Annotated in this window: 24 protein-coding genes and 2 pseudogenes; 11 read left to right on the forward strand and 15 right to left on the reverse strand. The window is 45.1% G+C overall.

Annotated elements, in window-relative coordinates; translation table 11 throughout:
* Window positions 1-53 precede the first annotated feature (53 nt).
* The 12 genes and pseudogenes from rpsQ to F899_RS13685 form a co-directional block, all read right to left on the reverse strand.
* Entirely contained in the window at window positions 54-311 is a 258-nt protein-coding gene (rpsQ, locus tag F899_RS13630) for a 30S ribosomal protein S17 (RefSeq protein WP_004809803.1), read from the reverse strand.
* Complete coding sequence (gene rpmC, locus F899_RS13635) at window positions 308-505, reverse strand: 50S ribosomal protein L29 (RefSeq protein ID WP_004786915.1); 198 nt, start codon at window positions 503-505, stop codon at window positions 308-310. The genes rpsQ and rpmC overlap by 4 nt, the downstream gene beginning before the upstream one ends.
* Window positions 505-918 (reverse strand): 50S ribosomal protein L16, encoded by a 414-nt coding sequence (rplP, locus tag F899_RS13640; RefSeq protein ID WP_004809805.1) that lies wholly within the window; start codon window positions 916-918, stop codon window positions 505-507. Before rplP ends, rpmC begins: the two co-directional genes overlap by 1 nt.
* Window positions 897-1,674, reverse strand: a pseudogene (rpsC, locus tag F899_RS13645) (30S ribosomal protein S3). Before rpsC ends, rplP begins: the two are co-directional and overlap by 22 nt.
* A gap of 1 nt (window position 1,675) precedes the next feature.
* Entirely contained in the window at window positions 1,676-2,005 is a 330-nt protein-coding gene (gene rplV / locus F899_RS13650) for a 50S ribosomal protein L22 (protein ID WP_001982638.1), read from the reverse strand.
* A gap of 11 nt (window positions 2,006-2,016) precedes the next feature.
* Complete coding sequence (rpsS, locus tag F899_RS13655; protein WP_004673001.1) at window positions 2,017-2,292, reverse strand: 30S ribosomal protein S19; 276 nt, start codon at window positions 2,290-2,292, stop codon at window positions 2,017-2,019.
* A 19-nt stretch (window positions 2,293-2,311) separates the two neighbouring features.
* Window positions 2,312-3,136, reverse strand: a complete 825-nt coding sequence (gene rplB / locus F899_RS13660) for a 50S ribosomal protein L2 (RefSeq protein WP_004809807.1) — start codon at window positions 3,134-3,136, stop codon at window positions 2,312-2,314.
* An 11-nt stretch (window positions 3,137-3,147) separates the two neighbouring features.
* Window positions 3,148-3,468: a 50S ribosomal protein L23 gene (gene rplW, locus F899_RS13665; protein ID WP_004809809.1), complete on the reverse strand. Its 321-nt coding sequence runs from the start codon at window positions 3,466-3,468 to the stop codon at window positions 3,148-3,150.
* On the reverse strand, window positions 3,465-4,067 hold the full coding sequence (rplD, locus tag F899_RS13670) for a 50S ribosomal protein L4 (RefSeq protein WP_004786925.1): 603 nt from the start codon (window positions 4,065-4,067) through the stop codon (window positions 3,465-3,467). The genes rplW and rplD overlap by 4 nt, the downstream gene beginning before the upstream one ends.
* Before the next feature lie 11 nt (window positions 4,068-4,078).
* Complete coding sequence (gene rplC / locus F899_RS13675; RefSeq protein ID WP_004809812.1) at window positions 4,079-4,717, reverse strand: 50S ribosomal protein L3; 639 nt, start codon at window positions 4,715-4,717, stop codon at window positions 4,079-4,081.
* Between the two features lie 60 nt (window positions 4,718-4,777).
* Window positions 4,778-5,089, reverse strand: a complete 312-nt coding sequence (rpsJ, locus tag F899_RS13680) for a 30S ribosomal protein S10 (RefSeq protein WP_000070912.1) — start codon at window positions 5,087-5,089, stop codon at window positions 4,778-4,780.
* A gap of 273 nt (window positions 5,090-5,362) precedes the next feature.
* Window positions 5,363-6,097 (reverse strand): type 1 glutamine amidotransferase, encoded by a 735-nt coding sequence (locus F899_RS13685; RefSeq protein WP_005223344.1) that lies wholly within the window; start codon window positions 6,095-6,097, stop codon window positions 5,363-5,365.
* Between the two features lie 162 nt (window positions 6,098-6,259).
* On the opposite strand from F899_RS13685, the gene F899_RS13690 reads away from it, so the two are divergent.
* From F899_RS13690 to F899_RS13720, 7 genes and pseudogenes are all read left to right on the forward strand, one after another.
* Entirely contained in the window at window positions 6,260-7,462 is a 1,203-nt protein-coding gene (locus F899_RS13690) for a PLP-dependent transferase (protein WP_005223346.1), read from the forward strand.
* 18 nt (window positions 7,463-7,480) lie between these two features.
* Window positions 7,481-9,064 (forward strand): helicase HerA-like domain-containing protein, encoded by a 1,584-nt coding sequence (locus tag F899_RS13695; RefSeq protein ID WP_005223348.1) that lies wholly within the window; start codon window positions 7,481-7,483, stop codon window positions 9,062-9,064.
* 152 nt (window positions 9,065-9,216) lie between these two features.
* The gene (hmpA, locus tag F899_RS13700) at window positions 9,217-10,425 is read left to right on the forward strand and encodes an NO-inducible flavohemoprotein (protein WP_005223350.1); all 1,209 of its coding nucleotides are present in this window, start codon (window positions 9,217-9,219) and stop codon (window positions 10,423-10,425) included.
* Window positions 10,426-10,510: 85 nt separating this feature from the next.
* Entirely contained in the window at window positions 10,511-10,951 is a 441-nt protein-coding gene (locus F899_RS13705; RefSeq protein ID WP_034434119.1) for an RrF2 family transcriptional regulator, read from the forward strand.
* Between the two features lie 99 nt (window positions 10,952-11,050).
* A pseudogene (yihA, locus tag F899_RS13710) lies at window positions 11,051-11,827 on the forward strand (ribosome biogenesis GTP-binding protein YihA/YsxC); the annotation flags it as partial.
* Between the two features lie 248 nt (window positions 11,828-12,075).
* Window positions 12,076-13,020 carry a metal-dependent hydrolase gene (locus tag F899_RS13715; RefSeq protein WP_005223356.1) on the forward strand — a complete coding sequence of 315 codons (945 nt, stop codon included), beginning with the start codon at window positions 12,076-12,078 and terminating at the stop codon, window positions 13,018-13,020.
* A 97-nt stretch (window positions 13,021-13,117) separates the two neighbouring features.
* Window positions 13,118-13,537 carry a VOC family protein gene (locus F899_RS13720; protein WP_005223358.1) on the forward strand — a complete coding sequence of 140 codons (420 nt, stop codon included), beginning with the start codon at window positions 13,118-13,120 and terminating at the stop codon, window positions 13,535-13,537.
* Here the strand turns inward: F899_RS13720 and F899_RS13725 are convergent.
* On the reverse strand, window positions 13,519-14,769 hold the full coding sequence (locus tag F899_RS13725) for a dicarboxylate/amino acid:cation symporter (RefSeq protein WP_005223359.1): 1,251 nt from the start codon (window positions 14,767-14,769) through the stop codon (window positions 13,519-13,521). The two genes, F899_RS13720 and F899_RS13725, sit on opposite strands and share 19 nt — an antisense overlap.
* 198 nt (window positions 14,770-14,967) lie before the next feature.
* Between F899_RS13725 and F899_RS15955 the strand changes: the two genes are divergently transcribed.
* Complete coding sequence (locus tag F899_RS15955) at window positions 14,968-15,096, forward strand: hypothetical protein (RefSeq protein WP_005223361.1); 129 nt, start codon at window positions 14,968-14,970, stop codon at window positions 15,094-15,096.
* Between the two features lie 58 nt (window positions 15,097-15,154).
* On the opposite strand, the gene F899_RS13730 is transcribed toward F899_RS15955, so the two are convergent.
* Window positions 15,155-16,027 (reverse strand): acyl-CoA thioesterase, encoded by an 873-nt coding sequence (locus F899_RS13730; RefSeq protein ID WP_004809832.1) that lies wholly within the window; start codon window positions 16,025-16,027, stop codon window positions 15,155-15,157.
* A 285-nt stretch (window positions 16,028-16,312) separates the two neighbouring features.
* On the opposite strand from F899_RS13730, the gene plsB reads away from it, so the two are divergent.
* A complete protein-coding gene (plsB, locus tag F899_RS13735; protein ID WP_004896151.1) occupies window positions 16,313-18,874 on the forward strand; it encodes a glycerol-3-phosphate 1-O-acyltransferase PlsB in 2,562 nt (853 codons plus the stop codon).
* Between the two features lie 120 nt (window positions 18,875-18,994).
* Here the strand turns inward: plsB and F899_RS13740 are convergent, their stop codons facing one another.
* Complete coding sequence (locus F899_RS13740) at window positions 18,995-19,813, reverse strand: NAD-dependent epimerase/dehydratase family protein (RefSeq protein WP_004896153.1); 819 nt, start codon at window positions 19,811-19,813, stop codon at window positions 18,995-18,997.
* A 34-nt stretch (window positions 19,814-19,847) separates the two neighbouring features.
* On the opposite strand from F899_RS13740, the gene recG reads away from it, so the two are divergent.
* Window positions 19,848-21,893 carry an ATP-dependent DNA helicase RecG gene (recG, locus tag F899_RS13745; protein WP_004896155.1) on the forward strand — a complete coding sequence of 682 codons (2,046 nt, stop codon included), beginning with the start codon at window positions 19,848-19,850 and terminating at the stop codon, window positions 21,891-21,893.
* Entirely contained in the window at window positions 21,880-22,515 is a 636-nt protein-coding gene (locus tag F899_RS13750) for a ComF family protein (RefSeq protein ID WP_004896158.1), read from the forward strand. Before recG ends, F899_RS13750 begins: the two co-directional genes overlap by 14 nt.
* Window position 22,516: the final 1 nt, after the last annotated feature.

The following is a 22,516-nucleotide window of genomic DNA, read 5'->3' on the forward strand; positions in this document are numbered from 1 at the left end:
CGAAAGGCTCAAAGAGTACTCGAATTTGACCGATGATGCAACAAGAACGTTAATTACTCAGCAGCTGCTTCAATAACTTCAACTAGAGTCCAAGACTTAGTTTTAGAAATTGGGCGGCTTTCTTTGATTGTTACAACATCACCAGTTTTAGCTGTGTTGTTTTCATCATGAGCATGTAATTTTGTTGAACGGCGGATTGATTTGCCATACAACGGGTGTTGAACACGACGTTCGATAAGCACAACAATAGACTTGTCCATTTTGTCGCTTACTACTTTGCCTGTTAACGTGCGGACTGTTTGTTCACTCATTGTCCGTTCCCCTGTTTTTCGGTAAGGAGGGTCTTGATACGAGCAATAGTCTTGCGAGTTAATTGCACTTCGTGCGATTTACCCAGTTGACCAGTTGCTTTCGCCATACGAAGACGGAATTGGTTAAGCTGTTGCTCATCAAGCAAAGCTGTCAACTCTTCTACCGACTTTTCACGTAGATCTTTAGTTTTCATTACATTACCGTCCGAGTCACGATAGTGGTTTTAAACGGAAGTTTAGCAGCTGCAAGCGTAAATGCTTCGCGAGCTAATTCTTCGTTAACACCATCAATTTCGTACAAGACTTTACCTGGTTTGATTTGGCAAACCCAGTATTCCACAGAACCTTTACCTTTACCCATACGAACTTCAAGAGGTTTAGAAGTAATAGGTTTGTCTGGGAAGACACGGATAAAGATCTTACCACCACGTTTAATACGACGGCTGATAGTACGACGCGCTGCTTCAATTTGACGCGCAGTCATTTGACCACGTTCAATTGATTTAAGAGCGATTGTACCGAAAGATACTGAACTACCGCGGTGTGCAAGACCAGTGTTACGGCCTTTTTGCACCTTACGGAATTTCATACGTTTAGGTTGCAACATGGATTATTCTCCTTTTTCAGCAGAACGATCATTGCGACGACCACGACGCTCTTGACCTTCACCACGACCGCGACCGCGTTTAGCTGGACGTTCTTCAGCTGGAGCCGGGTTCATGACTTGTTTCATGCCGCCCAAGATCTCACCACGGAAGATCCAAACTTTAACACCAATCGTACCGTAAGTAGTTTCAGCACGCATAGTAGCATAGTCGATGTCTGCACGAAGTGTATGTAGAGGTACACGACCTTCACGATACCACTCAGTACGAGCGATCTCAGCACCACCTAAACGGCCTGAAACTTCAACTTTGATACCTTTAGCGCCAGCACGCATTGTGTTTTGAACCGCACGCTTCATAGCACGACGGAACATTACACGTTTTTCTAATTGAGAAGCGATAGCTTCAGCAACAAGACGTGCGTCTAAGTCTGGACGATCGATTTCGTTGATGCTTACTTGCGCAGGAACACCCATGATAGATGTTAATTCGCGTTGTAATTTCTCAATGTCTTCGCCTTTTTTACCGATAACGATACCAGGACGAGCAGTGCTAATAGTTACTTTAGCAGCGCCTGTAGGACGTTCGATAAGAATATTGCTGATCATTGCATTCTTAAGTTTTTTAGTTAAAAACTCACGAACTTGCAAATCTTTAAGCAAGTATTCAGCGTATTGTTTCGGACTCGCATACCAGTTAGCGTTATGACGTTTCACAACACCTAGGCGGATACCGATTGGATGAACCTTCTGACCCATATCAAACCCCTACCTTAACGGTAATGTGACAAGTACGCTTAGTAATACGATCTGCACGGCCTTTAGCACGTGGCATAATACGTTTCAGGCTCATGCCTTCATCAACGTAGATCGTAGAAACTTTAAGGTCGTCTACATCTAAACTGTTATTGTGTTCAGCGTTTGCAATTGCAGACTCTAACGCTTTCTTAACTAGGACTGCAGCTTTTTTGTTGCTGAAGTTCAAAATGTTAAGTGCGTGCGCAACAGATTTGCCGCGGATAAGATCTGCAACCAAACGAGCTTTTTGTGCCGAGATAGCGGCACCGCGTAATTTAGCAGTTACTTCCATCATAGCACCTATTAACGTTTAGATTTCTTGTCAACACCGTGACCACGGTAGGTACGAGTCGGTGCAAATTCACCAAGCTTGTGTCCAACCATATGTTCAGAGATGATCACTGGAACATGGTTACGGCCATTGTGTACAGAAATTGTTAAACCAACAAAATCCGGGAGGATCATCGAACGACGCGACCAAGTTTTGATCGGCTTACGGTTATTAGCCGCGATAGCCGCTTCAACCTTAGCGAACAAGTGCGCATCGACGAATGGGCCTTTTTTCAGAGAACGAGGCATTGTCAGATTCCTTTACTTGTTACTTAACGCGACGGTCGCGAATAATCATCTTAGTCGTACGCTTGTTGGTACGTGTCTTGTACCCTTTAGCTTTTTGACCCCATGGGCTTACAGGTTGAATACCTTTGCTACGACCTTCACCACCACCGTGCGGGTGATCTACCGGGTTCATCGCCATACCACGAACGGTAGGACGAACGCCACGCCAGCGCGCTGCACCAGCTTTACCCAATGAACGAAGGTTGCTTTCTGAGTTAGATACTTCACCTAACACAGCGCGACATTCAACGTGTACTTTACGCATCTCACCTGAACGAAGACGGATGATAGCGTATGAACCGTCACGACCCAACAATTGAGCAGATGTACCAGCAGAACGTACTAACTGTGCGCCTTTACCGATTTTAAGCTCGATGTTGTGAAGAGTAGAACCGATAGGCATGTTACGAAGTGGTAAGCAGTTACCTGGACGAATTGGAGCATCGTTACCAGACTGTACTGAATCACCAGCGCGTAAACCTTTAGGCGCGATGATGTAGCGACGTTCACCGTCAGCATACTTCAACAACGCAATGTGCGCAGAACGGTTTGGATCGTATTCGATACGCTCAACTACAGCTGGGATGCCGTCTTTGTTACGTTTGAAGTCTACGATACGGTAGTGTTGCTTGTGACCGCCACCAACGTGACGAGTCGTAATGTGACCGTTGTTATTACGGCCGCCAGTACGTTTTTTAGCTTCAACTAGTGGAGCATAAGGAGCACCTTTGTGAAGATGGTCGTGAACGACTTTCTCTACAAAGCGACGTCCTGGAGACGTTGGCTTACATTTTTGAATAGGCATAGTTTTCGTCCTTATTCCGCTGCGCTTTCAGCGGCATCGCCCAAGTCAGCCATTTCTACATCTTGGCCAGCTTTCAGGGTGACGTATGCTTTTTTAACATCAGAACGACGTCCGATAGTTTTACCAAAGCGTTTAGTTTTACCTTTAGTGATCGTAGTGTTAACTTTAACAACTTGAACACCAAACAATTGCTCAACTGCTTTTTTAATTTCAAGTTTAGTTGCATCAGTAGCAACTTTAAAAACTTGAACACCAGCAGTTTCACCTAAAACTTGTGCTTTTTCTGAGAAAACAGGTCCTTGCAGGACTTGATATAAACGTTCGTTGTTCATCCGAGTTCTACCTCAATTTTCTTAGCAGCAGCTACAGACATAACAACTTTATCGAACGCGATCAAGCTAACAGGATCGATTGCAGTCGCATCGACCACATCTACGTGTGGAAGGTTACGAGCAGCTAGATACAAGTTCTCATCAACAGCATCAGTAACGATCAATGCACGAGTCGCATTTAAGTCGTTAAGTTTTGCAAGCAATTCTTTAGTTTTTGGAGCTGCAACAGCAAACTCTTCAACTAAAACTAAGCGATCTTGACGAACAAGTTCAGCCAGGATGCATTGCATAGCACCGCGGTACATTTTACGGTTTACTTTTTGAGACCAGTCTTGTGGACGAGCAGCAAAAGTTTTACCACCGCCAACCCAGATTGGGCTACGAATAGAACCAGCACGAGCGCGGCCAGTACCTTTTTGACGGAATGGTTTTTTACCACCGCCAGAAACGTCTGCGCGTGATTTTTGAGCTTTAGAACCTTGACGACCACCAGCTAGGTAAGCTGTAACAACTTGGTGTACAAGAGCTTCATTAAATTCACGACCGAACGCAACTTCTGATAATTCAACAGCAGAGCCGGAAACAGTATTTAAATTCACGTTATTTCCCCTCAGGCCTTGATCGTAGGACGAACAGTTACGTCGCCACCAGTAGCACCAGGAACCGCACCTTTAACCACTAGAACTGAACGTTCAGTGTCAATAGCAACGATTTCAAGACCCTGTGTAGTTACGCGTTCAGCACCTAAATGGCCAGCCATTTTTTTGCCTTTGAACACGCGACCAGGAGTCTGGTTTTGACCTGTAGAACCTAGAACACGGTGAGAAACAGAGTTACCGTGAGTAGCATCTTGAGTACGGAAGTTCCAACGCTTAACACCACCTTGGAAACCTTTACCTTTAGAAGTACCAGTTACGTCAACGATTTGACCTACTTGGAACAACTCAACAGTAAGCGTACCACCAACTTCACGACCTTCAAGCTCAGCTTCTGAAACGCGGAATTCTTGAACCAGACGACCAGCAGCAACACCCGCTTTAGCGAAGTGACCTTTCTGAGCGTTAGTTACGCGAGATTCGCGACGTTCACCAGTAGTGATTTGAATCGCTTGATAACCATCAGTTTCAAGCGTTTTGATTTGAGTGATGCGGTTAGGATCAACCTCAATCACTGTAACAGGCACAGAAACACCAGCATCTGTAAAGATACGTGTCATACCGCACTTGCGACCGACTAAACCAATAGCCATGTGCATAAACCTCTAAAAAAGCGGCCTAATTAACTTAGAGCGTTAATTAACCCGAAAGCCTTAACCCAATGCGATTTGAACATCAACACCAGCTGCAAGATCTAACTTCATCAATGCATCTACAGTTTTGTCTGTAGGTTGAACGATGTCGATCAAACGCTTGTAAGTACGGATTTCGTACTGGTCACGCGCGTCTTTGTTTACGTGTGGTGATGTTAAAACGTTAAAACGTTCAATGCGTGTAGGCATTGGAATTGGACCACAAACTTGTGCGCCAGTACGTTTTGCTGTTTCTACGATTTCTTGAGCTGATTGATCAATTAAACGGTGATCAAAAGACTTAAGACGGATACGAATTCTCTGGTTAGACATACCAGTAAACTCCAAGCCAAATATATAAAGAATCACTCTTGACGCATCTCACCCCACTAATTTTTGAGGTAAGTGTCAAGAGCAGTGAATTATCACTAAGGTCATGATCGATGCCACGACTGTAACGATAGTTAACTACTTTCTTCGCAGTTAACATCCTTCCTATCGAAGGGTGGCCTATTATAGCCATTGTTTAATGCATAAGCAAATGCCTTTTATGGTTTTCGTCTGCAATCAATTTGGTTGCTAAATCAAGAGTTTGTTTTTCACCCTTCAGGCAGATTTCTCTATCACATATTCGATTGCGCGATTTAGCATTTGATTTCCTTCAATAAAATTAGATTTTGGGCTTTTTCTGAGTTCATGCACAGGCTGCACATATTTTCCTGAAAATTTTAGCAACTCGTCTTCATCTTCTAAAAACAGGTCCAAGGTTTCCGGGGTTATTTCTGGATGGAACTGGAAACCGAGAACATTTTTGCCCAATTGATACATCTGGTTGCGACAGGCTTCATTTTCTGCCAGATGTACCGCCCCTTTGGGAATTTCAAAGGTCTCGCTATGCCACTGCATGATCCGGAATTGCTCAGGTAAACTAAAACAGTCTGCTGGCACATTGGCCACTTTACTGACAGACATCCACCCCAGTTCCTGTTCCGGGTTATAACTAACTGCTGCCCCCAAGGCATTGGCAATCAGCTGTCCGCCTAGACACAAACCAATCGCTGGCTTCCCCTGGGACAAGTAACGACGTAACCAGCGTTTTTCTATTTTCAACCAGGGGAAATTTGCTTCATCATTTACACTCATGGTCCCGCCCATAATAATGAGCAAATCTACTTCTTCTACTGCAGGTAGCGCTTCTATTTCCAAAGGACGATCCACAGGTAAAGCAAAGAATTCAGTCGCTGTAATTTGCGCCTGATGCTGCTTTAAAAATTCATGACAACTACCGTAACCTTCACCAGCAATATGCTGAAAATAATGTACTCGTAAATGCGACTTCATGCGCTCGAACCTGTTCTTGTATCTATATAGGCTAGGTTTTGCAAAAATGAAGCCAACTTTTTATTTTATGTGAGGTTTTTAAACAATTGATAACGCAAGTAGCGCTAAAGCAAAGATTCTCTTAAGCTAAAGCTGTTTTTGACTCCAGATATGAGCTGCAGCATGAAAAAAAATCCTCAAACCGCCCTGATTCATGCACCACGAAAGGCCCCTCAGTACATTTCGACGGTTCAACCTCCCCTCTATCGTGCATCAACCATTATTTTTAACAATACCGATGCCCTGTTTAATCGCCATTGGACCGATGATTATGACTATAGCTATGGCACACATGGTACCCCAACCACATTTACCTTAGGCGATAACATTGCCCAGCTCGAAGGTGGGCTCTATCACCTGCTTGCACCTAGCGGTTTATCTGCGATTAATCTCGTGAATTGCTGTTTTTTAAGTCAGGGAGAGGAAGTTTGGGTACCGGACAATATTTATGGCCCAAACATGGAGCATCTACGCAACCTGGAAACACGTTATGGCATTCAGGTACAAGTTTATAATCCATTATGCCTGGAAAGCTTTAATCCTTCAGATAAAGCCAAACTGATCTGGCTGGAAGCAGCTGGCTCAGTCACACTGGAATTTCCGGATTTAAATGGCCTCGTGAAGAAAGCTCAGGCACACAATATTCTGACTGCACTGGACAATACCTGGGGCGCGGGTCTGGCCTTTAATGCCTTTGATTTTGGTGATGAACACCTGAGTGTAGATTTATCCGTACATGCGCTGACCAAATATCCAAGCGGTGGTGGTGACATTCTGATGGGTTCAGTGGTCACGCGTGATAAAGAACTGCATCACCAATTGTTCCGCGCACATGCCATTCAAGGCATTGCTGTCTCAGGTGATGACGTTGCTCAGGTGCAACGTAGTCTTGCTTCCATGCAGCTGCGTTATGCACATCAATCCAGTAGTGCACTCAACATTCTCACCTGGTTAAAACAGCAAGCGGAGTTTGTGCAGGTACTGCATCCAGCCGATCCGCATAGCGCAGGCCATCAATACTGGAAAGAAATTTGCAAGGAAGGTCATAGTGCCGGCCTGGTCAGTGTAATTTTTGACAGTAAATATGAACTGCAAGATATCCGCAGTTTTTGTGACAGCTTAAAACTGTTTAAGCTTGGTTTTAGCTGGGGTGGTCCTGTTAGCCTGGTCATGCTATATAACTTAAAAGATATGCGCGTGCTTGAACATTCACATTTGAAAGAAGGCTTCCTGGTACGCTTCTGTATTGGATTAGAACATCCGGAAGATCTGATTGACGACATTCAGCACGCACTACAAAACATGAAAAAAGTTAAAAATGAATAAATAACAATAGGAAATTATATGGGTACACCAATCGTAATCGCTAAAAAAACCGCCGATACCACCCAGGATATCGTGCTGCATTCTCAGCTTGCCAACCGTCATGGCCTGATTGCCGGTGCAACCGGTACCGGTAAGACCGTAACATTAAAGGTACTGGCAGAAAGTTTTTCCCGAATTGGTGTACCGGTATTTTTGGCCGATGCCAAGGGTGATGTTTCCAGCTTGGCGAAAGCCGGGGAAAACAACCCCAAATTTGATGAACGCATTAAAAGCCTGAATATCGAGTCCATCCCTTTTTCAGCGTCGCCTGTGGTGTTCTGGGATTTATTTGGCGAGCAAGGCCATCCGATTCGCACTACCATTTCCGAGATTGGCCCCCTCCTTCTTGCCCGTATTTTGAATCTGAACGACACTCAGGAAGGTGTGCTCTCCGCCATTTTCCGTATTGCTGATGATCAGGGACTATTACTGATCGACTTTAAAGATTTAAAGGCAATGATCAGTTATGTCAGCGAACATGCCGCAGATTTTAAAGCGGACTATGGCAATCTGTCTCCTGCCAGTCTGGGCGCGATTCAACGCAATCTGCTTGCCTTGGCTGATCAAGGTGGTGAGCAATTCTTTGGTGAACCAGCGCTGGATCTGATGGATTTTTTACAAACCGACAGTCAAGGTCATGGCAATATCAACTTGCTTGCTGCTGACAAGCTGATGAACACACCTAAGCTGTATGCCACTTTCTTGCTATGGATGCTTTCAGAGCTGTTTGAACAGTTACCGGAAGTCGGCGACCTGGATAAACCTAAACTGGTGTTCTTCTTTGATGAAGCCCATTTGCTGTTTGATAATGCCAGCCCTGCCCTGCAAGAAAAGATTGAACAGGTGGTGCGTTTGATTCGTTCTAAAGGTGTGGGGATTTACTTTGTCACTCAGAATCCACTTGATTTACCCGAAAGCGTTTTAGGCCAACTCGGCAATCGGGTGCAACATGCTTTACGTGCTTTTACCCCTAAAGACCAAAAAGCGGTAAAAACGGCGGCAGATACTTTTCGAGCTAATCCAGAATTTAAAGTTCAGGATGCCATTACCGAACTGGCTGTCGGTGAAGCACTGATTAGCTGTCTGGATGAAAAAGGCACACCGCAAATTGTAGAACGCGGCTGGGTGATGCCGCCACACTCCTCTTTTACCCCCATTTCTCCTGAAGAACGCAAAACTTTAATGCAACAAAGCATTGTGGCTGAGATTTATGAACAGCAAGTTGATCGTGACAGTGCGCATGAAATGCTGCAAAACAAAGTCACTGAACGCCAGCAACAGCTTCAGGCTGCGGAACTTGCCAAACAGCAAGCCAAAGAACAAGAAGCGTATGCCAAACAAGTCGCAAAAGAGCAGGAAACATTTGCTAAGCAGCAAGCCCGCGAACAGGAACGTCTTGCACGCGAACAGCAGAAAGAAGCTGAACGTGCAGCGAAACAGCGTGAAAAGTTCACCCAAGACATTGTTGGCACCTTTGCTAAAAGTGCCGCACGCACTTTGGGTAGCACTACCGGCCAGAAAATTGTCCGTGGTTTATTAGGGTCATTATTTGGTAAGAGATAGCCCTTCTTTCTCCGATTATTTTCTTTATTTTTATGGGATATTTTAATATCCCATAATTTTTTCATGGTTTTTAATTAAAGATGTATTGTGAATATATCCTTAAAGATGTATTTTAAATACATCTTATAAATAACAGCCATGAGAGATCTGCTATGACTCCACAGCAAATTGACTTAGTAAAAGCTACAGTACCTGTGCTTCGTGAAAATGGGGTTGCTTTAACCGGTTATTTTTATAACCGTATGTTAAACAATAACCCTGATCTAAAAGAAACCTTCAACATGGGTCACCAGCGTAGCGGTGCTCAGGCGCAAGCCTTGGCAGGTGCAGTTTTAGCATATGCTGAAAATATCGAAGATCCTTCTGTGCTGTTACCTGTGGTTGAACTCATTGCGCACAAACATGTCAGCTTAAATATTAAAGCACCTGATTACGGCATTGTTGGGGAAAACCTGCTGCATTCAATCAGTGAAGTACTCAATATTTCTATGGATGATCCACTGATTGATGCGTGGGCTACTGCATATGGACAATTAGCAGACCTGTTCATTGCGACTGAAAAAGCGATTTATGATCAACATGAACAGACTAAAGGTAGCTGGTTAGGCTGGCGCAATTTCAAAATTGCCAAGAAAGTAGTAGAAAGTGAAGAGATCACTTCGTTCTACCTGGCACCAGTCGACGGCGGACCATTACCGAAGTATGAAGCAGGTCAGTATATTTCTGTACGTGTGTTTGTGCCTGAACTGAATTTGAGACAACCACGTCAATATACGCTTTCAACTTGTCCTCAAGATGAATACCTGCGTATTTCAGTAAAGCGTGAAGATCAAAAAGGTGATTTGGTTCCAGGCTGGGTATCTAATACTTTACATAGCTTGGCAGAAGGCTCAGAAATTGAAGTGTCTGCACCAACAGGTAATTTCTACCTGATTGATCCAAACAAACGTAATGTATTTATCAGTGGCGGTGTGGGCTTAACTCCAATGGTAGCCATGTTAAATCAGTTGGTAACTCTGGATATGCCACAACCTGTGACTTTCATTCATGCCTGCCGTAGCAAACAGGTGCATGCCATGAAACAGCACATTCATGATTTGAAAGCCAAATACCCACGTTTAAGCACGCTGACTGCTTACGAATTCCCACACCAAGGTGACAAACTGGGTGAAGACTATGATGTAGCAGGCCGTCTGGATCTGAGTACAGTTGATCGTGCTTTATTACCAGAAAATGCTGATTACTATCTATGCGGCCCAATGCCGTTTATGGCAGAACAACACAAAGCGCTGGTTGCACGAGGTATTCCTGCTGAAAATATTCACAGTGAAGCCTTTGGTACTGGTGGCGTTCGCCACTAAGCAGTCAGCTTAAACTGAAATCAAGCAAGGGCTAGTCTGGCTGTGTTAGACTAGCCCTGCTTTGTATGAAAACTCTAGATTTATAATGCAGTTAAATAAATTTACCGATTACGCCTTACGGATTCTTATGTACATCGCTCAGCCGAAAGAAATGCCGTATACCATTGCGGAACTCGCGAATGAGCTGCAGGTGTCAGAGAACCATGCCATGAAAATCGTACATTTTATGGCAAAGCAGGACTGGCTCATCACTACTCGTGGGCGAGGCGGCGGCATTCGCATGAATCCGCTCACCTTAAAAATACCATTGGGTCAAGTCGTGCGTATCCTGCAACAGGATAGCCAAGTGGTAGAATGCAATACCCCACCCTGTGTGCTGCGTAAAAATTGTGGTTTAAAAGGCATTTTAGATGATGCCGTAGAGCAGTTTTATGCCAGCCTGGAACAATACACGCTCAGTGAAGTGGTAATACCACCGCAAGGCCATTACAGCATCCAGTCACCAATCGGCCTGATCAATCTTTAGTTTTCACTTTCTGCTTACCAAGTCTTGCATTGAAAGTTCGCTTGCCCAAGCGACTTCCTTTATAATAGCTGCTTGTAAATTTAAGTTTGAAGTTGAGCCATGCACCACAGCAGAGGAAAATCGAAAAACAGTAAGGCAGCTGCTGCCCCAAAGCAAAAGATTAGCTATACCAAAAAAGTCGATCCTGCGATTACTGAATACTCTGTGCGCTCGCTCAATTGGCTGCGCAAAGCTGAATTTTTAATGAGTGCACCCAAACTTAATCTGTGTGTTGAAGATACAGGTTATGAAGTGGCATTCGCCGGTCGCTCCAATGCGGGTAAATCCAGTGCCATCAATGCCCTGACCAATCAGAAACAGTTGGCCCGTGCCTCCAAAAAACCAGGCCGTACCCAGATGATCAACTTCTTTAGCCTTGGCAATCCGGATCAGCGTCTGGTCGATTTACCGGGTTATGGCTACGCAGCTGTCCCAGAAGCCATGAAAATTGTCTGGCAGAAAGAACTGGAAAACTATCTGATTCACCGTAAGAGCCTGCAAGGTCTGGTGCTGCTGATGGATATCCGTCATCCGCTACAACACTTTGATGTGATGATGCTGGAATGGGCCTATTCACGTCACCTGTTCGTGCATGTCTTGTTGACCAAATCAGACAAGCTGAATCGTGGTCCTGCGTCCAAAGCCTTGCAGGAAGTCAAAGCAACATTAAATAAAATGAAGCTGAACTTCTCGATTCAATTATTTTCCTCTTTAAATAAAGAAGGTCTGGAAGAACTGGCAAGTGTGATGGCCGGTCGTCTGAACTTTACCCTGGATCAACCAACGGAATTTGATCTGGATAGTATTCCAGAAGCGTCAATCCATGATTTAAACGAAGCTGATGAACCGATTGAATCTGTTGAACTAGAAGATGAAACTGACTCAGACCCAGATCATGAAATTACTGCGAGTGAATTAAATAATCTGGATGAGCCGGTTGAAGCTGATCAAACAGAGATTGTCGAACAAGAACAGCCAAAATAAGTCTGATGTGATCTAAGTGACAAAATAATGTCTCGTATTGCCTGCAGCGATTCGGGACATTTTTTCCATACTGTATTGATCAAGCAGTGATGGATCCACCCATGTCTTTACTCTCACGATTTAAAACAACAAAAATTGGCTCTTCAATTTCCTATTTTATCCAACCACGCAAAGTTAAGTTTGAATGGCAGGCTACCCCGATTTACTGGATTCCAAATCAGCCTTTTGCCAGTTACTTTGTGAATGAAATTAATAATATTCTGCCGGCCGGTGAATTCTGGTTCTGTCGCCTGTATAACAAGGTTCTCGCTCAGATCACCGATGAAAAATTAAAGCATGATGTACGGGCTTTTATCCGTCAGGAAGCCATGCATGCTCAGGCACATAATTCGGCCAATAAAGAGTATCTATCTGAACGCCAGATTGATATCCAGCGCAATCTGGACATTATGGATTTCCTGTTCAATCAATTGCTGGCCGATCAGCCGCTTGGTCTGAAAATTCCTAAAATCGCAGAACATCAATGGGATCTATTCCGGCTTGGTATCGTCGCGACTGTAGAGCATATGACCTGTGTCCTTGGAAAATATGCGCTCTATAACATCGAATGGGAACGGCTTGGTGCTGATGCGAATATGCTAGATCTGGTGAAATGGCATGGCGCAGAAGAAATTGAGCATCGCAGTGTGGCATTTGACTTATATCGTCATCTTGGTGGCGGTTATATTGCCCGCTACTATTTAAGTGTGGTGGTGATTATTGGAGTAATTGGTCTGTGGGTCGACGGTGCAGCACGCTTGTTGGCACAAGACCCTCGTTTTAAGCAGCTGAAACCAGCGGTATATAAACCCTGGATCTGGAAAGAATGGTTCCGTATTTCACAGCAGGACAATCGTTTGCTACCCAATCCCCTATGGCTGGTTTCTCAGCAACTCGGCTATCTGATGCCATGGTATGACCCGGTGCATGAAGGCAGTACCGATGATGCCCTGTATTATCTTGAGCATTCCCCTGCGGCCAAACGGGCAGGTTTAAAAGTCGCCTAAGCTCTCCTCTTATTACAATTTCTAACAGCAGGGATCATTTCCCTGCTTTTTATTTGACCTAAGATAAAGCTATAGACATGACCATAAGGATGAGCTCATGCAAGCACGGATTTCAGTGATTACACTCGGTGTTCGCGACCTGGAGGCTGCACTACGCTTTTATTGTGATGGGCTGGGCTTTCCCAGTAAAGGCATTGTTGGCAAAGAATTTGAATGTGGCGCAGTCGCATTTATTGAACTACAGGCTGGATTAAAACTGGCTTTATGGCCGCAAAGCAGCATCCAGCATGATACCGGACTCGAACCGAGCCCGATGTGTCCCACTCAAATGACCTTGGGACATAATGTGTATAGCCCATTAGATGTCGATCAGGTCATGACTCAGGCTGAAAAAGCTGGAGCCAAGATTGTGAAAGCTGCACAGGCCACATTTTATGGCGGCTATGCAGGCTATTTTCAGGATCCAGATGGACATCTGTGGGAGGTGGTTTTCAATCCTCAACTAGAGATGGACTGATCCAGCTGCGGTTCACGGGTATGTCGGTCAACCACGACACTGATCATCATATCACCCTGCACATTCACCACAGTCCTGACCGTATCGAGCAGTCGGTCAATCGGTAACAGGATCGCAATAGCTTCTGCCGGCAAGCCAACTGATTGCAATACCATGATCATGGTCACCATCCCGGCACTTGGAATACCCGGTGCGCCTAAAGATGCCATCATTGCTGTGGCACACACGACCAATTGCTGCCCCAACGTCAGATCAAGTCCCATGAGGTTGGCAATAAACAAAGCTGCTGCGGCTTCATACAGTGCCGTACCATCCATGTTTAGCTGAGTCCCAAGCGGAATGACAAAGCCTGCTGTATGTGGACGTACTCCCAGATTTTCCTGGGCACATTTCATGGATAAAGGCATGGTTGCAGAACTGGAACTGGTCGCAAAAGCGGTAATCAAGGCTGCGCGAGTGCCTTTGAAAAAGGTAATCGGGTTCATTTTCCCGAAGATCCACAACAATAATGGTAGAACTACCAGACCGTGGAAAATGGTGGTGCCCGTTACTACCGCAGCAAACTCTGCCAGACGGCTCAGTACCGAAATATCTTCAGTGGCAATCAGCTTGGCCAGTAGCGCAAAAATCCCGAATGGTGCCAGTTTCATGACCCAGCCAATCATCAGCATCATGATATCAAAGAACTGCATACTGAGCTTACGTACCGTCCGGAACTTGTCTCCTCCTGCCACCAGTGCCACACCGACAAAGAGTGCAAAGACCACCACTGCCAGCACATTGCCATCGGCAAAGGCCTTAAACGGATTGATCAGGGTATTCTGAATAAAGTTGGTAAAGAATGAAGACGGCGTTAAGGTATCCGGAGTTTTATGCTGAGCCATGGCATCCTGAAACATTACTACATCGACACCCTTGCCCACATCAAACAGATGGGCACAAGCCAATCCCAAGATTAAGGCCAGGGTGGTCGTGGTGACACAGCATGCCAAGGTAATTTTCCAGGTTCGGCTCAGCTGACCACCAGCTTGCAGATTCGATACTCCAACCACAATCGAGCTAAAGATCAGTGGAACCAGCAACATTTTTAGCAAACCAATGAAGATGCTGCTCATGATACCCAGACCATACAGGCTGAGCTCTTCAAACGTGGTTTGTGGGAAAAGATTTAATAAAAAACCAAACAGGACACCCAATACTGCGGCAACTAGAATCTGCGTATTTAAGCTCATCTTCATGGACATTTTAATATTGAACTTATCCGGCACTATGCCATGCAAGTTTCGGATAATCGAGTAAAATTTTATAAACGCTTTGCAGCAAAATATCTTTTATTATTCATTTAATCCATATACTGATGTACCAAATTTTGGCACGCAATGTGCTTAATCAGTGCAATAAGCTGGTTTTATACAAAGGAAATAAACGTCATGAAAAAAATGATCATTGCTGTTGCACTCATTTGCAGCATCGGGCAGGTTTTTGCACATTCTTCGGGCGGTAAAGAACAGCAAGGTTGCCATAAGCATTCAAGCAATGATGTGCCACATTGCCACTAACTTCAAATCACACCCATAAAAAAGCCGGAACTCTAATCCGGCTTTTTTATTTTGACTCTTACTGGGTTTCAATTTCCCGCAGACGGATCAGTCCTTCCTGGGTAGTACTACAGACCAGTTCCCCATTCTGCCACATACGACCGAAGTTCAGGCCACGCGAGCTGGCACTCACCGTCGCATCCATGTCATAAAGCATCCATTCATCGGCCCGGAATGGCTTATGGAAATACATGGCATGGTCGATGCTGGCACATTGCAGGTTTGGTGAAATATAGCTCAGACCATGTGGACGTAATGCTGTCGTCATCAAGGTAAAGTCTGAGTAGAAGGCAGCAATCGCCTGATGCAGCGAAACCTCATCAACTTCCGGAGCGACTTGGCCATGGGTACGGATATAATGCGCATAATTTGGCGCTTCCGGTTGCGGCTGGAATGGATTCACCGGCATCACAGGACGAATTTCTACATGGCGATCACGCATAAATGAAGCACGGACATTTTCCGGTACGAATTCAACAATCTGATGCTTCAGTTCTGCCTCATTTTTCAGGCTGTCGACTGAGGGATATTCTGGTTCAGAAATCTGATAGTTCAAGCCTTCTTCTGGTTCGGCAAAAGACACCATACACATAAAGATAGTACGGCCATGCTGAATCGCACGCACCTGACGACTGGCAAAACTCTTGCCATCACGAATACGATCTACTTCATAGATAATCGGTGCATTGACATCTCCTCCAAACAGGAAATAGGCATGCAATGAATGTGCTGGACGATCTGTCGTATACGATGCAGCACGCAAAGCCTGTCCTAACACCTGCCCACCGAATACGCGCTTGCCTACCAGGTTACGGCTAATTCCACGGAAAATATTCTCTTCCAGCTTTTCCAGGCTAAGCAATTCAACCAGTTCTTGTGTTAAGACATTCATAGGCAACCTATACGATGTTCGGGATATCCAAAATTGGAAAAATAACAATGTGCTTCATTTCTGGTAATATTCTGCCATAAATTCTGAGTAAATCCCTAGAGATTGACTGACTGACCTGTCATTCACTTTGTAGATGTTCCGATAAAAAAAACGTTTTTTCACGTTAAAATCAAAGAACTTTTGTAGAATTTGTTAGAAAATGACATATTGTTTTCAAATACAATCTATCAAAATAGATCCCCCTCAGAAATCCTGTGGTTCCGGTCAGTAAAATTAGGAGTAGGTATGTCCAAGAGTGGCTTTGGTCAAATGTATCGCAAGCTTTCAAGTAAGATGCTTGAACTTGTGGTTACCCCGCATGTACTTGGGGAAGTACCAACGGAAGTCCCTGCTCCAGCGGCTGACCAGCAAGATCAGAAAAAGATTGTCTGCTATGTTCTGCAAAACCATTCTCGCAGTAATGCGCTGGTGGTAGATGGTGAAACCCGTCGTCTCAAATTGCCTGCTGCACTTGATCCAATGGATTTAGGTACGCGCCGGGAAAAAGCTTCGGTATTGTTCCTGCAATATCATGATGAAAGCAATCTGCTGAGCTCGCCGCCCCATGCTTTTCCACCACGTCTGCTGCGTCTGATTGAAGCACTGGAACAGAATCCAGAACTGGATGTAGAACTGATTCCGGTGACCGTGCTATGGGGTCGTGAGCCAGAGAAAGAAGATTCCTGGTTCAAATTGTTATTTACCGATACCTGGTCAACACCAAGCAAGATGAAACAGCTGGTGAATATTGGTCTGCATGGTCGTCAGTCTTATCTGGAGTTCCATGAAGCACAGTCTCTGCGTGCACTCATTGATCATGCCAAAGTGACACATCCGAACCTGTCTCCAGCAACTTATATTGTCAGCACCTTGAATGACTATCTGGATGCCCAACGAGAAGTAGTGCTGGGACCTGACCTTTCAGATCGCCGTAATGTGATGCAGGGTCTGATCAAATCTCCAGATGTGCAGGCGGCTATCCGTAATGAAAGTATCCGCAGCAAGATCAGTGTGGATGAAGCTGAACGCCGTGCCATTGGTTATTTAAATGAAATCGTATCAGATTACTCCAACTCAACCGTACGTTTTGCCGATAAGGCCCTGACCCGTCTCTGGACTCAGCTCTATGACGGCATTGATGTACATAACTTCAGTACGGTACGTGAACTGGCGAAAGACTATGAAATTGTCTATGCACCATGTCACCGTAGTCATATCGACTACCTGTTATTGTCTTATGTGATTTATCGTCGTGGTTTGATGGTGCCGTACATCGCAGCGGGTGATAACCTGAACATGCCATTTGTTGGTCAGATCTTGCGTGGCGGTGGTGCCTTCTTTATCCGCCGTACTTTCCGCGGTAATGCACTCTATACGACAGTTTTCAAAGAATATCTGTATAGCGTTCTGTCACGTAATACTCCACTGGAATACTTTATTGAAGGTGGCCGTTCACGTACCGGCCGTCTGTTGCCACCGAAAACCGGTATGCTGGCAATGACCGTGCATGGTCATTTGCGTGGCAAAGCGAAGCCTATCGTATTTGTACCCACCTATATCGGCTATGAACGTCTGATGGAAGGTGCAACTTATGTAGGTGAAATGAACGGTAAGGAAAAAGAAGCAGAATCTATTTTTGGCATTCTAAAAACCTTGCGCAAGATTGAACGTATTTTCGGTAAGGTACATCTGAATTTTGGTGAACCCGTCTTTCTGGATGACATGCTGAAACAGCATGGTGCAGATGAAATCAAGATTGAAAAAAATGATGATCCAATCCCGCCAGCAGTATCTGAAGCAGTAAATAGTTCTGCACAGGCGATTCTGGAAAATATTAACCGTGCAGCCGTCATTAACCCGGTATCCCTGCTGTCACTCATTTTATTAGCAACACCAAAACACACACTGGATGAGGCGATTTGTATCAAACAGTTAGATACTTATCGTAATCTGCTGACGTCTTTGCCATATGATGAACGTATGCAAGTGACGCCGTTATCAGGGAAAGAAATCATTGCCTATGCAATGAAGTTGAAACTGATCAAACGCGTCAATCATGTGCTGGGCAATATTATCGCCATCGAAGATAATCAGGCGATTTTACTGACCTATTTCCGCAACAATATTGTGCATGCCTTTGTATTACCATCACTGGTAGCCGCCCTGGTAAATCATAATGGTATTATTCGCCGTGATGATCTGGTGAATATCAGCAGCACGCTGTATCCATTCCTGAAAGCTGAACTGTTCCTGAAATGGCATGAAGATGAAATCAAGGTACCAGTAAACGCTTATATTGATGCTTTGATTGCAGCGAAGTTAATTGCACAGGATGGTGAAAATTTGGTGGCACCTACACCAAACAGCGAAGCGCATCATCAGCTAGAAGTTTTGGCTGCACCTGTCATGCAAAGTATCGAGCGCTATTACATGACGCTGGCACTGATCACCCAGCGTGGTTCAGGCAATATCTCCACCCGTCAGGTTGAAGAATTAAGCCATCTGGTAGGTCAGCGTTTGTCTGTACTGTATGAATTCAATTCACCAGAATTCTTTGATAAGGCACTGTTCCAAAGCTTTATCAAAACGCTAACTCAAAAAGGTTATATCAGTACTAATGAAGACAATGCGATTGTCTTTGATGAAAGCTTCAAAAATATCGCTCAGTATGCGGATCTGGTACTGGATGAAGTAAAGCTGCAAATGCTTCATAACCTTACAGCCTTTACGGATGAAGAATTGAAAGAAGCTTTGGATGCCTTGGCAGCTGAACAAGCCAAGAAGCGTGCGAAACGGAAGAAAAAGTAAGATTATTTAAGCGCCCTCTCCCTCTGGGATGAGAAGCATTGCTTCGCAAGAGGGATGAGAGAAAATGTTTAAAAACTTACCTCTCCCTAACCCTCTCCTAAAAGGAGAGGGAACCCAACTTTATTCAAGATGAGTGAATAACTTCATCAATTCCAAATAATCCTGAAAACAATCTTGATGCTTTAACTCATATCCCATTTTTTGCATACGGGTAGCATATAGTTTCTTCCCCGTCACCTGCTCACTTTCTACCTTTAATAAAGGCAATCTCATCTGCTGCTGAAACCATTGCAGAACTTCATGCAACAGTTGTGGCTGGTTATTGGTCAAAATATATGAAGATTCAAGATGTTCCACGTGAATCATCTCAGCCATAAAACGTGACAAGTCTTCAATATGAATCCGATTCGACCAGTGCAGATTTGGATAACTGGACATAAATCGTGCCATTTTTTCCAAGCGTGCAACTGAAGCTCCATAAATCCCACTTGGGCGGATGATCGTACATTGGTCTGGATAAGCAGCTAAATAAATCTGCTCCATTTGATGCAGGACTTTGCCTTGCGGATCATTCGGATAAATTGCACTGTCATCATCCACCCGCTCTCCGGCATTCTCGCCATAGACCCGGGTGGACGACACGACAACCAGACGTTTTATCGGATGGGATTTTAGCGCAGTCACAATTGGACCGACTGAGTCCAGATAAGTCTGTTGATAAGCTTCGACCGTACTCTGGTCAGGACTGAGCAAGACGTAGACCCAGTCAATCGGTGCAAGGCTGCTTAAATCGAGTTGATGCACATCCTGAACATGATGAGTGGCACAGGAATCTGTTTTCGCACTGCGACTGATTGTGCTAATTTGATGACCTTGCTCAAATAATTGTTTAGCTATGCGTGCGGATGTTTTACCATAACCGATAAATAAAATATGCATTCAGCACCAAATCACAAAACCTGGTTGAGGGGACATGGCTGCAGTCCATCAGTTACAAGGTGTCGGCAATGCCGCCGCCACATTACTTGAAAAATTAAATCTGTTCACAACTGATGATTTGCTCTTTCATCTGCCACGTGACTACGAAGACCGTAGCACGATCATTCCCATGAATCAATTGACTGTGGGACGTAGCTATTTGCTGGAAGGTATTGTCAAAGGCGTAGATTTTCCACCAGGTAAACGCAAGTCCATGGCCGTACTGCTGGATGATGATTGCGGTAAGGTGACGCTACGTTTCTATCATATCTATAAGGGCATTACCGACCGCTGCAAAGTTGGTGCAAGATTAAGAGTCTTTGGCGAAGTGCGTGTTGGTGCCCGTGGCCTGGAAATGTATCACCCCGAACTACAGGTCATTACTGAACATACCCCACTTCCACAGACACAACTTACCGCGATCTATCCGGCAACTGAAGGCCTGACCCAACCCAAGTTACGTGAATATATCAAACAGGCGCTCGCCCTACACAGTGATGATCTACCGGAATTGCTACCGGCTAAATTCAGCAATGGCTATGACCTGAAGCAGGCACTGGAATATATCCATCACCCTCCAGTCGATGCCAACATGTTGCAGCTGGCACAGGGTTCCCACCCCGCCCAGCAGCGTCTGATCTTTGAGGAACTGGTCGCGCATCAGATCAGTTTACTGACCCGCCGTGCCTTTATTCAGCAGATTGAAGCGCCTGCATTTTCACCAAGTAAGCGTTATGCCAAACAGTTGCTCGCGGGTCTACCTTTTGAAATGACGGGGGCGCAAAAACGTGTTTCACGAGAAGTTGCCCATGACATGAAAGGCAACAAACCGATGTTGCGTCTGGTACAGGGCGATGTCGGTGCAGGTAAAACACTGGTTGCTGGTGTGGCGGCCTGTCATGCTCTGGAAGAAGGCTGGCAAGTGGCCCTGATGGCACCAACCGAAATTCTAGCAGAACAGCATTATTTAAATTTTAAAAAATGGTTTGAGCCACTGGGACTGACTGTTTCATGGCTGTCTGGCAAGCAAAAGGGTAAAGCCCGTACTGCGGCAGAACAAAGCATTAAAGATGGCAGTGCCAATCTGGTGGTTGGCACCCATGCCTTGTTTCAGGAAAATGTCGAGTTTGCCAAATTGGGGCTGGTAATTATTGATGAACAGCATCGCTTTGGTGTGGATCAGCGTCTGGCTTTGCGCAATAAAGGGCTGGATGGTATGTCTCCACATCAACTGGTCATGACGGCGACACCAATTCCACGTACGCTCGCCATGTCTGCGTATGGTGATCTGGACACTTCAGTTATTGATGAACTGCCACCAGGTCGTACTCCGATCCAAACCGTCACTATCCCACTGGACCGCCGTGAAGAAGTACTCCAACGTATTGCCACCAACTGTGCTGAAGGTAAGCAGGCGTATTGGGTCTGTACTCTGGTCGAACAGTCAGAAATGTTAGATGCCCAAGCAGCAGAAGCCACTTTTGCCGAAATTAAGGAACGCTTCCCGGAAATCAATATCGGTCTGGTCCATGGCAAGATGAAGCCTGATGAAAAGCAGGCGGTGATGCAACAATTTAAAAATAATGAATTGCAGCTATTGATTGCCACGACCGTGATTGAGGTGGGTGTCGATGTACCGAATGCTTCTCTGATGGTGATTGAGAATGCTGAGCGTCTCGGACTCTCACAACTGCATCAGCTGCGTGGCCGTGTTGGTCGGGGTGCGAAAGCCAGTTTCTGTGTACTCCTGTATAAGCATCCTCTTTCTCAGAATGGTCAGGAACGTTTGCGTATCATGCGGGAAACCAATGACGGTTTTATCATCGCGGAAAAGGATCTGGAACTGCGTGGTCCAGGTGAACTGCTTGGCACCAAACAAACCGGAGATATGGGTTTCCGGGTAGCCAAGCTGGAACGGGATGACCACCTGCTTAATCAGGCACATTATGTGGCGCAGCAGATGTTAAAGGATTATCCGAAACAGGCCGATGCGTTATTAAAACGCTGGTTACCTGAGGCACCACGTTATGCCTATGTCTAAACTGATTCAGCAAGGCAAGCATTGGCTGGGCAAGTTACAACCCTGCCAGCTTTGTCACAACGATTATCAAACAATTCATTCAGTATGCCAGGATTGCTGGAACCAGCTACCCTGGGCACATCAGACCATCCAGCGCCAGGAAATGCAGGTACAGATTGCCTGCCATTATGACTATCCGATGGATCGTCTGATTCAGTTGTTCAAATATGAGCAGAAGCTTTATCTGGAAAACTTGTTAGCAGGCGCGCTTATCAGTTTAAAACTTCCCAAAGTTAGCGCAGTCGTCCCGATGCCAATCTCAACAGACAAATTGGTACAGCGCGGCTATAACCAGTCCTTACTGCTGGCTAAACAGGTCGCAAAGCATCTTCAAGTTCCAGTTTGGCAACCGGTGAGCCGGCTCAAACAGCATTCACAAAAAGGCTTAAGCCGCCTGGAACGGATTGAAGGTATTGAAGCACAATTTCAGATCAGTACATCATCAAAATTGCGTTATCGTAAGGTGCTGGTTATTGATGATGTGGTAACAACTGGTAGTTCAATTCGTGCACTTAATCAGAAGCTCGAAGAACTTGGCTGCCAGCAAATTTATACAGCCTGTGTCGCAGGTGCAAAGCTTTAAA

The sequence above is a fragment of the Acinetobacter sp. CIP 101934 genome, assembly GCF_000369585.1.
Classification (GTDB): domain Bacteria; phylum Pseudomonadota; class Gammaproteobacteria; order Pseudomonadales; family Moraxellaceae; genus Acinetobacter; species Acinetobacter schindleri.

What these genes read in the sequence shown, in the direction of transcription:
- rpsQ (WP_004809803.1), bottom strand. Translation starts at nt 311, where the DNA reads ATGAGTGAACAAACAGTCCGCACGTTAACAGGCAAAGTAGTAAGCGAC.
- rpmC (WP_004786915.1), bottom strand. Translation starts at nt 505, where the DNA reads ATGAAAACTAAAGATCTACGTGAAAAGTCGGTAGAAGAGTTGACAGCT.
- rplP (WP_004809805.1), bottom strand. Translation starts at nt 918, where the DNA reads ATGTTGCAACCTAAACGTATGAAATTCCGTAAGGTGCAAAAAGGCCGT.
- rplV (WP_001982638.1), bottom strand. Translation starts at nt 2,005, where the DNA reads ATGGAAGTAACTGCTAAATTACGCGGTGCCGCTATCTCGGCACAAAAA.
- rpsS (WP_004673001.1), bottom strand. Translation starts at nt 2,292, where the DNA reads ATGCCTCGTTCTCTGAAAAAAGGCCCATTCGTCGATGCGCACTTGTTC.
- rplB (WP_004809807.1), bottom strand. Translation starts at nt 3,136, where the DNA reads ATGCCTATTCAAAAATGTAAGCCAACGTCTCCAGGACGTCGCTTTGTA.
- rplW (WP_004809809.1), bottom strand. Translation starts at nt 3,468, where the DNA reads ATGAACAACGAACGTTTATATCAAGTCCTGCAAGGACCTGTTTTCTCA.
- rplC (WP_004809812.1), bottom strand. Translation starts at nt 4,717, where the DNA reads ATGGCTATTGGTTTAGTCGGTCGCAAGTGCGGTATGACACGTATCTTT.
- rpsJ (WP_000070912.1), bottom strand. Translation starts at nt 5,089, where the DNA reads ATGTCTAACCAGAGAATTCGTATCCGTCTTAAGTCTTTTGATCACCGT.
- F899_RS13685 (WP_005223344.1), bottom strand. Translation starts at nt 6,097, where the DNA reads ATGAAGTCGCATTTACGAGTACATTATTTTCAGCATATTGCTGGTGAA.
- F899_RS13690 (WP_005223346.1), top strand. Translation starts at nt 6,260, where the DNA reads ATGAAAAAAAATCCTCAAACCGCCCTGATTCATGCACCACGAAAGGCC.
- F899_RS13695 (WP_005223348.1), top strand. Translation starts at nt 7,481, where the DNA reads ATGGGTACACCAATCGTAATCGCTAAAAAAACCGCCGATACCACCCAG.
- hmpA (WP_005223350.1), top strand. Translation starts at nt 9,217, where the DNA reads ATGACTCCACAGCAAATTGACTTAGTAAAAGCTACAGTACCTGTGCTT.
- F899_RS13705 (WP_034434119.1), top strand. Translation starts at nt 10,511, where the DNA reads ATGCAGTTAAATAAATTTACCGATTACGCCTTACGGATTCTTATGTAC.
- F899_RS13715 (WP_005223356.1), top strand. Translation starts at nt 12,076, where the DNA reads ATGTCTTTACTCTCACGATTTAAAACAACAAAAATTGGCTCTTCAATT.
- F899_RS13720 (WP_005223358.1), top strand. Translation starts at nt 13,118, where the DNA reads ATGCAAGCACGGATTTCAGTGATTACACTCGGTGTTCGCGACCTGGAG.
- F899_RS13725 (WP_005223359.1), bottom strand. Translation starts at nt 14,769, where the DNA reads ATGAGCTTAAATACGCAGATTCTAGTTGCCGCAGTATTGGGTGTCCTG.
- F899_RS15955 (WP_005223361.1), top strand. Translation starts at nt 14,968, where the DNA reads ATGAAAAAAATGATCATTGCTGTTGCACTCATTTGCAGCATCGGGCAG.
- F899_RS13730 (WP_004809832.1), bottom strand. Translation starts at nt 16,027, where the DNA reads ATGAATGTCTTAACACAAGAACTGGTTGAATTGCTTAGCCTGGAAAAG.
- plsB (WP_004896151.1), top strand. Translation starts at nt 16,313, where the DNA reads ATGTCCAAGAGTGGCTTTGGTCAAATGTATCGCAAGCTTTCAAGTAAG.
- F899_RS13740 (WP_004896153.1), bottom strand. Translation starts at nt 19,813, where the DNA reads ATGCATATTTTATTTATCGGTTATGGTAAAACATCCGCACGCATAGCT.
- recG (WP_004896155.1), top strand. Translation starts at nt 19,848, where the DNA reads ATGGCTGCAGTCCATCAGTTACAAGGTGTCGGCAATGCCGCCGCCACA.
- F899_RS13750 (WP_004896158.1), top strand. Translation starts at nt 21,880, where the DNA reads ATGCCTATGTCTAAACTGATTCAGCAAGGCAAGCATTGGCTGGGCAAG.